The 5,434-nt window shown below is 58.9% G+C and carries 6 protein-coding genes and 2 tRNA genes; all 8 read right to left on the bottom strand.

The genetic code is table 11. The annotated features are described in order from the left end of the window. Positions 1-9: 9 nt before the first annotated feature. A protein-coding gene (locus BM341_RS02745) for an IS3 family transposase (protein ID WP_089792638.1) occupies positions 10-1,172 on the bottom strand; the annotation gives its coding sequence in 2 pieces (ribosomal slippage) (positions 10-917 and positions 917-1,172; 1,164 coding nt in all). 228 nt (positions 1,173-1,400) lie between these two features. Continuing rightward, positions 1,401-1,616 carry a hypothetical protein gene (locus BM341_RS02750; protein WP_089792723.1) on the bottom strand — a complete coding sequence of 72 codons (216 nt, stop codon included), beginning with the start codon at positions 1,614-1,616 and terminating at the stop codon, positions 1,401-1,403. A gap of 157 nt (positions 1,617-1,773) precedes the next feature. After that, positions 1,774-2,334: a nitroreductase family protein gene (locus BM341_RS02755; protein WP_089792725.1), complete on the bottom strand. Its 561-nt coding sequence runs from the start codon at positions 2,332-2,334 to the stop codon at positions 1,774-1,776. Between the two features lie 92 nt (positions 2,335-2,426). After that, positions 2,427-3,257: an NADPH-dependent 7-cyano-7-deazaguanine reductase QueF gene (gene queF / locus BM341_RS02760; protein WP_089792727.1), complete on the bottom strand. Its 831-nt coding sequence runs from the start codon at positions 3,255-3,257 to the stop codon at positions 2,427-2,429. Positions 3,258-3,262: 5 nt separating this feature from the next. Continuing rightward, the gene (locus BM341_RS02765; protein ID WP_089792729.1) at positions 3,263-4,036 is read right to left on the bottom strand and encodes an ABC transporter permease; all 774 of its coding nucleotides are present in this window, start codon (positions 4,034-4,036) and stop codon (positions 3,263-3,265) included. Next, on the bottom strand, positions 4,033-4,995 hold the full coding sequence (locus tag BM341_RS02770) for an ABC transporter ATP-binding protein (protein WP_089792731.1): 963 nt from the start codon (positions 4,993-4,995) through the stop codon (positions 4,033-4,035). Before BM341_RS02770 ends, BM341_RS02765 begins: the two co-directional genes overlap by 4 nt. 158 nt (positions 4,996-5,153) lie before the next feature. Next, positions 5,154-5,229, bottom strand: a tRNA-Glu gene (locus BM341_RS02775). Between the two features lie 110 nt (positions 5,230-5,339). Beyond that, positions 5,340-5,414: transfer RNA gene (locus BM341_RS02780), tRNA-Gly, on the bottom strand. Positions 5,415-5,434: the final 20 nt, after the last annotated feature.

Raw genomic sequence — 5,434 nt, forward strand, 5'->3', positions numbered from 1 at the left:
TTGTAGTGGTCAACTAATCCCGGACAGTATTTTAAGTTTTTCTTCAGCGACCACGGGTGGCATGCCGTCATTGAAGGTATGAGGACGTTGCCTGTTGTAGTAGTCCATCAGGTAGTCGCCAATATCCTTTCGTGCATCAGGAATTGAGCGGTAACCGAGTGAAGGGATCCATTCGCTTTTCAAGCTTCGGAAGACTCGCTCCATCGGGGCATTGTCCCAGCAGTTTCCCCGGCGACTCATGCTTTGCTCCATGCGATAACGCCAGAGCCTCTGACGGAACAATCGACTGGCGTACTGACTGCCTTGGTCAGTGTGGAAGAGAACCCCGGTCGGCTTGCCTCGTTGCTCGTAAGCATGAACCAGTGCCTTTACCACCAACTCGGCATCAGGTCGGTCCGATAATGCCCAACCCACAATACGACGGGCGTAAAGATCCAGAACGACCGCCAGATAGCTCCAGCGCTGGCCGGCCCACACATATGTGATATCGCCGCACCACGCCTGGTCTGGGCGACTGACGCTGAACTCACGGTTCAACCGATTAGGAATGTCTGGCCTCTCCACGGTGGCCTGCTTGTAAGCGTGTGGCCCTGGCTGTTTGCAGATCAGCCCCAGCTCACTCATCAGTCGACGGACCTTGAAGCGTCCGATTTTGACACCTTCGTCATTGAGCATGCTGGTGATCATCCGGCTGCCCGCTGAGCTTCGGCTCTTGCGGAATATCCGGCTCACATCGGCTCGCAGCACGACTCTTTCGGCATCCACTACGGACCGTCTGCGGCGATAGTCGTAATAGCTGGACCGGGATACCTCAAACGCTTTACAGACCATCTCAACCGGCTCCTGCTCACTTAACTGGTCTATCAGCGCGTACGATTCATCTCGTCCGACATCAAGAGAGCGGTAGCCTTTTTTAGGATCGATTTTTCCCGTTCCAGGCGCTCACAACGGGCTTCCAATTCCTGGATCCGCTGCTGCTCCGGCGTCAGCGCTTTGGACTGGGGAGTCACCCCGCCACGCTCTTCAGAGAGCTGCTTCACCCATCGCCTGAGGGCGTTTTCGCCGACATTCAAAGAACGGCTGGCTTCGGCAACAGAGTAGCCTTGGTCAAGCACCAGACAGGCCGCTTCCTGCTTGAACTCCGGTGTAAAAGATCGTCGTTTCCTGGTCATCAGACACCTCGTGAACGGTGGCAATGTTACCACCTACGTTGGTGTCCGGTTTCATTGGACCACTACAAATCGACACTGTTGCCCCACTCGCTCGTAAACCACCTCAGCGCACAGCGGGGGTCCATCCAGAACTTCGGGTCCGAATGGCGAGCACGTCTCACCGCCCTGCCTACGCCCTACCGGCTTACCCGACGAGGGCGTGACGGAACTCTATTCTGAACGAAGATATTACCGCTTGATCTGCCATAGTTGCAGTAGCGGCTCCTTGATGCCATTGCGTCTCGCGACGTACTCAACCTCTCGACGTGCATTTGCGTTCTGCTCGACGGTCATCGGACCATCATCAGGCTGGCGACGTGAGGAAGCGATTTTATGTTCTACCCAACAGGCCGAACCGATCTCGGAGAGAAACGGACGGATGTCGATGACATTCTGGGTATTCATTATAAGTCTCCTGTCCGGCGAAAGAGGCACAACCGCTCGAGATAAGGACGCCACTTGGCATCGGCACGAGCGAAGCGCCCTATGTGTAACGATAGTACACAAATAGTTACAATCAAGCCTTATTTAATCGGCTCGCCGGCAGGTTTTTTTCAGCTACTCAGTTCCATCGCTCCACGAAGGTGCGTGCATCATGGGCGGCGACAGGCTTGTGACGTCCGCCAAGCTGGCCGAGGTAGACAAAGGCAACCACTTCGTCATCGTCTCCCAAGCCCAGCCCCTTGCGCACCGTGGTGTCGAAGGCGTACTTGCCGCTGCGCCACATGGCGCCCAGCCCCAGCGCATGCGCGGCGAGCAGGATGCCGTGGGCAGCGCAGCCAGCGGAGATCACCTGCTCGATCTTGGGTACCTTGGCGACATCCGGAGTCACCTTGGCAATCACGGCAATGATCATCGGGGCACGAAGCGGTTTCTTGCGCGCGGCATCGAGTACTGCATCGCCGGCATGCGGATCCTCGCGATACTCGGCCTCGGCGAACAGCTCCCCGAGCCTGGTCAGCCCTTCACCGGAAAACTCGACGAACCGCCAGGGACGCAGTTCCTTGTGATCGGGAGCGCGCAAGGCCGCCCGATAGATCGCATCGAGCTGCTCGGGGGTAGGTGCTGGCCCCGTCAACTTACCCATCGAGCTGCGTTCGTGCAGCAGCGTCATTGCGTCCATGTCGGCTCTCCAAATCGAAGGTCAAACGCGAAATATTCTGGATTATTTATAAATTCAATTACTTGTTAGCTTGCTTCCCCGGGCTTATGGTCTCACTGCCGTGCCAACCGAAGCGGCTGAGGTGGACGCTCGCCAGGCGTGCCGCGCCAAGGGCTGATATCGAGCCCTCCACGACGCACGTAGCGCGCCAGCACCAGCAGCCGCTCGGGGCGGGCACGCTCCATCAGGTCGATGAAGATATGCTCCACACAGTGTTCATGAAAGTCCTGGTGCTGGCGGTAGCCGATCAAGTAGCGCAGCAACCCTTCGCGGTCGAGCTGCGCCCCTTGGTAGCGAATCAGCACGCTGCCCCAATCGGGCTGACCGGTGACCGGGCAATTGGACTTGAGCAGGTGCGAGTGCAGCGTTTCCTCGACGACCGCTTCCCCTACCGTCAAGTGTTCGGCATGGGGCGTGTAATCGTTGATCTCGATATCCAGTTCGTCCAGGCACTGCCCCGGCATCTTACGAGGCCCCAGCGCCTCATCATCGACGTCAAACAGCTCGACGGAGACTGGTGCTCCAGCGGTAGCCGCCAGATCGCGCGTCAATAGGTCGATCACCCGCTCGCGGCTCTCGAACCGGGCCTGGTTGAACCCGTTGAGATAAAGCTTCCAGGACTTGGACTCGATCAAGTGGGGCGAGTCTGCCGGCAGCCGGAAGCGTGCCACGGCGACGACTGGCTTGCCCCGGGCGTTGAGCCAGGAGACTTCGAAGGCGTGCCACTCGTCTTCGCCGACGAAGGGTAGCGAACTCGCCTCGATGCCCAGCGCCGCCCGATTGACCGTGCGTGAAATGGGAAAGAGCAATCCCGCATCGTACGCATCGGGGTAGACGGAATCGCGACCCAACGGCGCATCGCTGAGCGTGTCGAGTCGATCCATGGCACTCAACTCCTGATCCCCTTGCCCCGTTCCAGCATCCACAACGCCAGACCGAACAGCACCACGATAAAGGCCAGCACGGCCGTCAACGCCCAACCCACCGGGATGTCGGACACGCCCAGGAAGCCGTAACGAAAGACGTTGACCATGTAGAGAATGGGGTTGAGCATCGACACACCCTGCCAGAAGCTCGGCAGCAGCGAAATCGAATAGAAGACCCCGCCCAGATAGGTCAAGGGCGTGAGAATGAAGGTCGGCACAATGGAAATATCGTCGAATTTCTTGCCCAGCAGGGCATTGATGAAGCCACCGATGGCAAATAGCGCGGCCGTCAGCACCACCACGAAAACCGTCAGTAGCGGATGCGCCACCTCGATCCGGGTGAAAAACAGTGACACGACCGTGACGATAATGCCCACCCCCAGGCCACGCGCCATGCCGCCCAGTACGAAGCCGGCAAGAATCACCCAGTTGGGCATCGGCGACACCATCATCTCCTCGATGGAGCGCTGGAACTTGTTGGAGAAGAACGACGAGGCCACGTTGGAATAACTGTTGGTGATCACCGCCATCATGATCAAGCCGGGGACGATGAAATCCATGTAGCTGTAGCCATCCATCTCGCCGATCCGCGACCCGATCAGATTACCGAAGATGATGAAATACATGGTCATGGTGATCGACGGCGGCAGCAGCGTCTGCGGCCAGATGCGCGTGAAGCGCTTGATCTCCTTGTACACCAGAGTCCAGAGGGCGATAGCGGTCTGCATGGGGTTCATGCACTGGCCTCCGTCGCCCGGCCAGCCGCTTGTCGGGCGTTGCCCTGCTCGACCATGGAGACGAACATTTCCTCGAGCCGGTTGGCGCGGTTGCGCATGGACACCACCTGAATGCCCTGCTCGCCCAGGGACGCGAAGACATCATTGAGCCGCTGACCACGATGCACCACCACGGCCAACTGGGCAGTGTCGACGAGCCTGACCTCGAAACCGTCGATTACCGGCACCTGGTCCAACCCATGCGCCAGGTCGAGCAGGAAGGTCTCGGTATTCAGCTCGGCGAGCAGGTCCCGCACGCTGGTGTCGCGGACGATCTCGCCGTTGTTGATGATGCCGACATTACGACACAGGCTCTCGGCCTCCTCGAGATAATGCGTGGTGAGGATGATCGTGGTGCCCTCCTCACGATTGATGCGGCGCATGTACTCCCACATGCTGCGGCGCAGCTCGATGTCCACCCCGGCGGTGGGCTCGTCGAGGATCAGCATCCGCGGGCGGTGCATCAAGGCGCGGGCAATCATCAATCGTCGCTTCATGCCGCCGGACAGCATGCGCGCGCTGCCGTTGCGCTTGTCCCAGAGGCTGAGGTCGGTGAGCAACTCTTTGGCACGGGGAAGCGCCTGGCGCCGCGACATGCCGTAGTAGCCGGCCTGGGCCAGCACGATATCAAGGACCTTCTCGAACTGGTTGAAGTTGAATTCCTGGGGCACGACGCCGAGATGGTACTTGGCCTTGGCAAAATCGCGATCGATATCGATGCCGAAGATTTTTACCTGGCCGGCCGTCTTCTGCACCAGCGAACAGACCACCCCCAACGTGGTCGATTTCCCCGCCCCGTTGGGACCGAGCAGCGCGTAGAAATCGCCGTCGGCGACATCCAGATCGATGCCTTTCAGGGCCTCGAAGCCGTTGCCGTAGACCTTGGTCAAGCCGCGGATGGAGAGTGCCGGTTCGGCCATATACAAACCCGTCGTGAAGAAAAGAACGAAAGCAGGCTCATGACATTGGGGTAGGCCATCCATACTTCAAGACAGCCACACGACTACGCCCGCCCCGGCAAGCACAGAAGGCTGCCGACGAAGGACATGGGTAAACAATAAACCTAGGACTAGCGAAGTGGCGTCCCATAGGGGGTTCGAACCCCTGTTACCGCCGTGAAAGGGCGGTGTCCTAGGCCACTAGACGAATGGGACACATAAGAAATTTCGAAGCTGGAGCGGGAAGGTGATTCGATGGGGCTGTCATCAGCCGGACTGGCGCACCAACTCCCGACCCTCGCCTACCGTTCCGGTACTACTGAAGCTGGAGCGGGAAAGGAGATTCGAACTCCCGACCCTCGCCTTGGCAAGGCGATGCTCTACCACTGAGCTATTCCCGCAGGTCGCACACTGACTGATG

This window comes from Halomonas korlensis (assembly GCF_900116705.1).
Lineage (GTDB): Bacteria > Pseudomonadota > Gammaproteobacteria > Pseudomonadales > Halomonadaceae > Halomonas > Halomonas korlensis.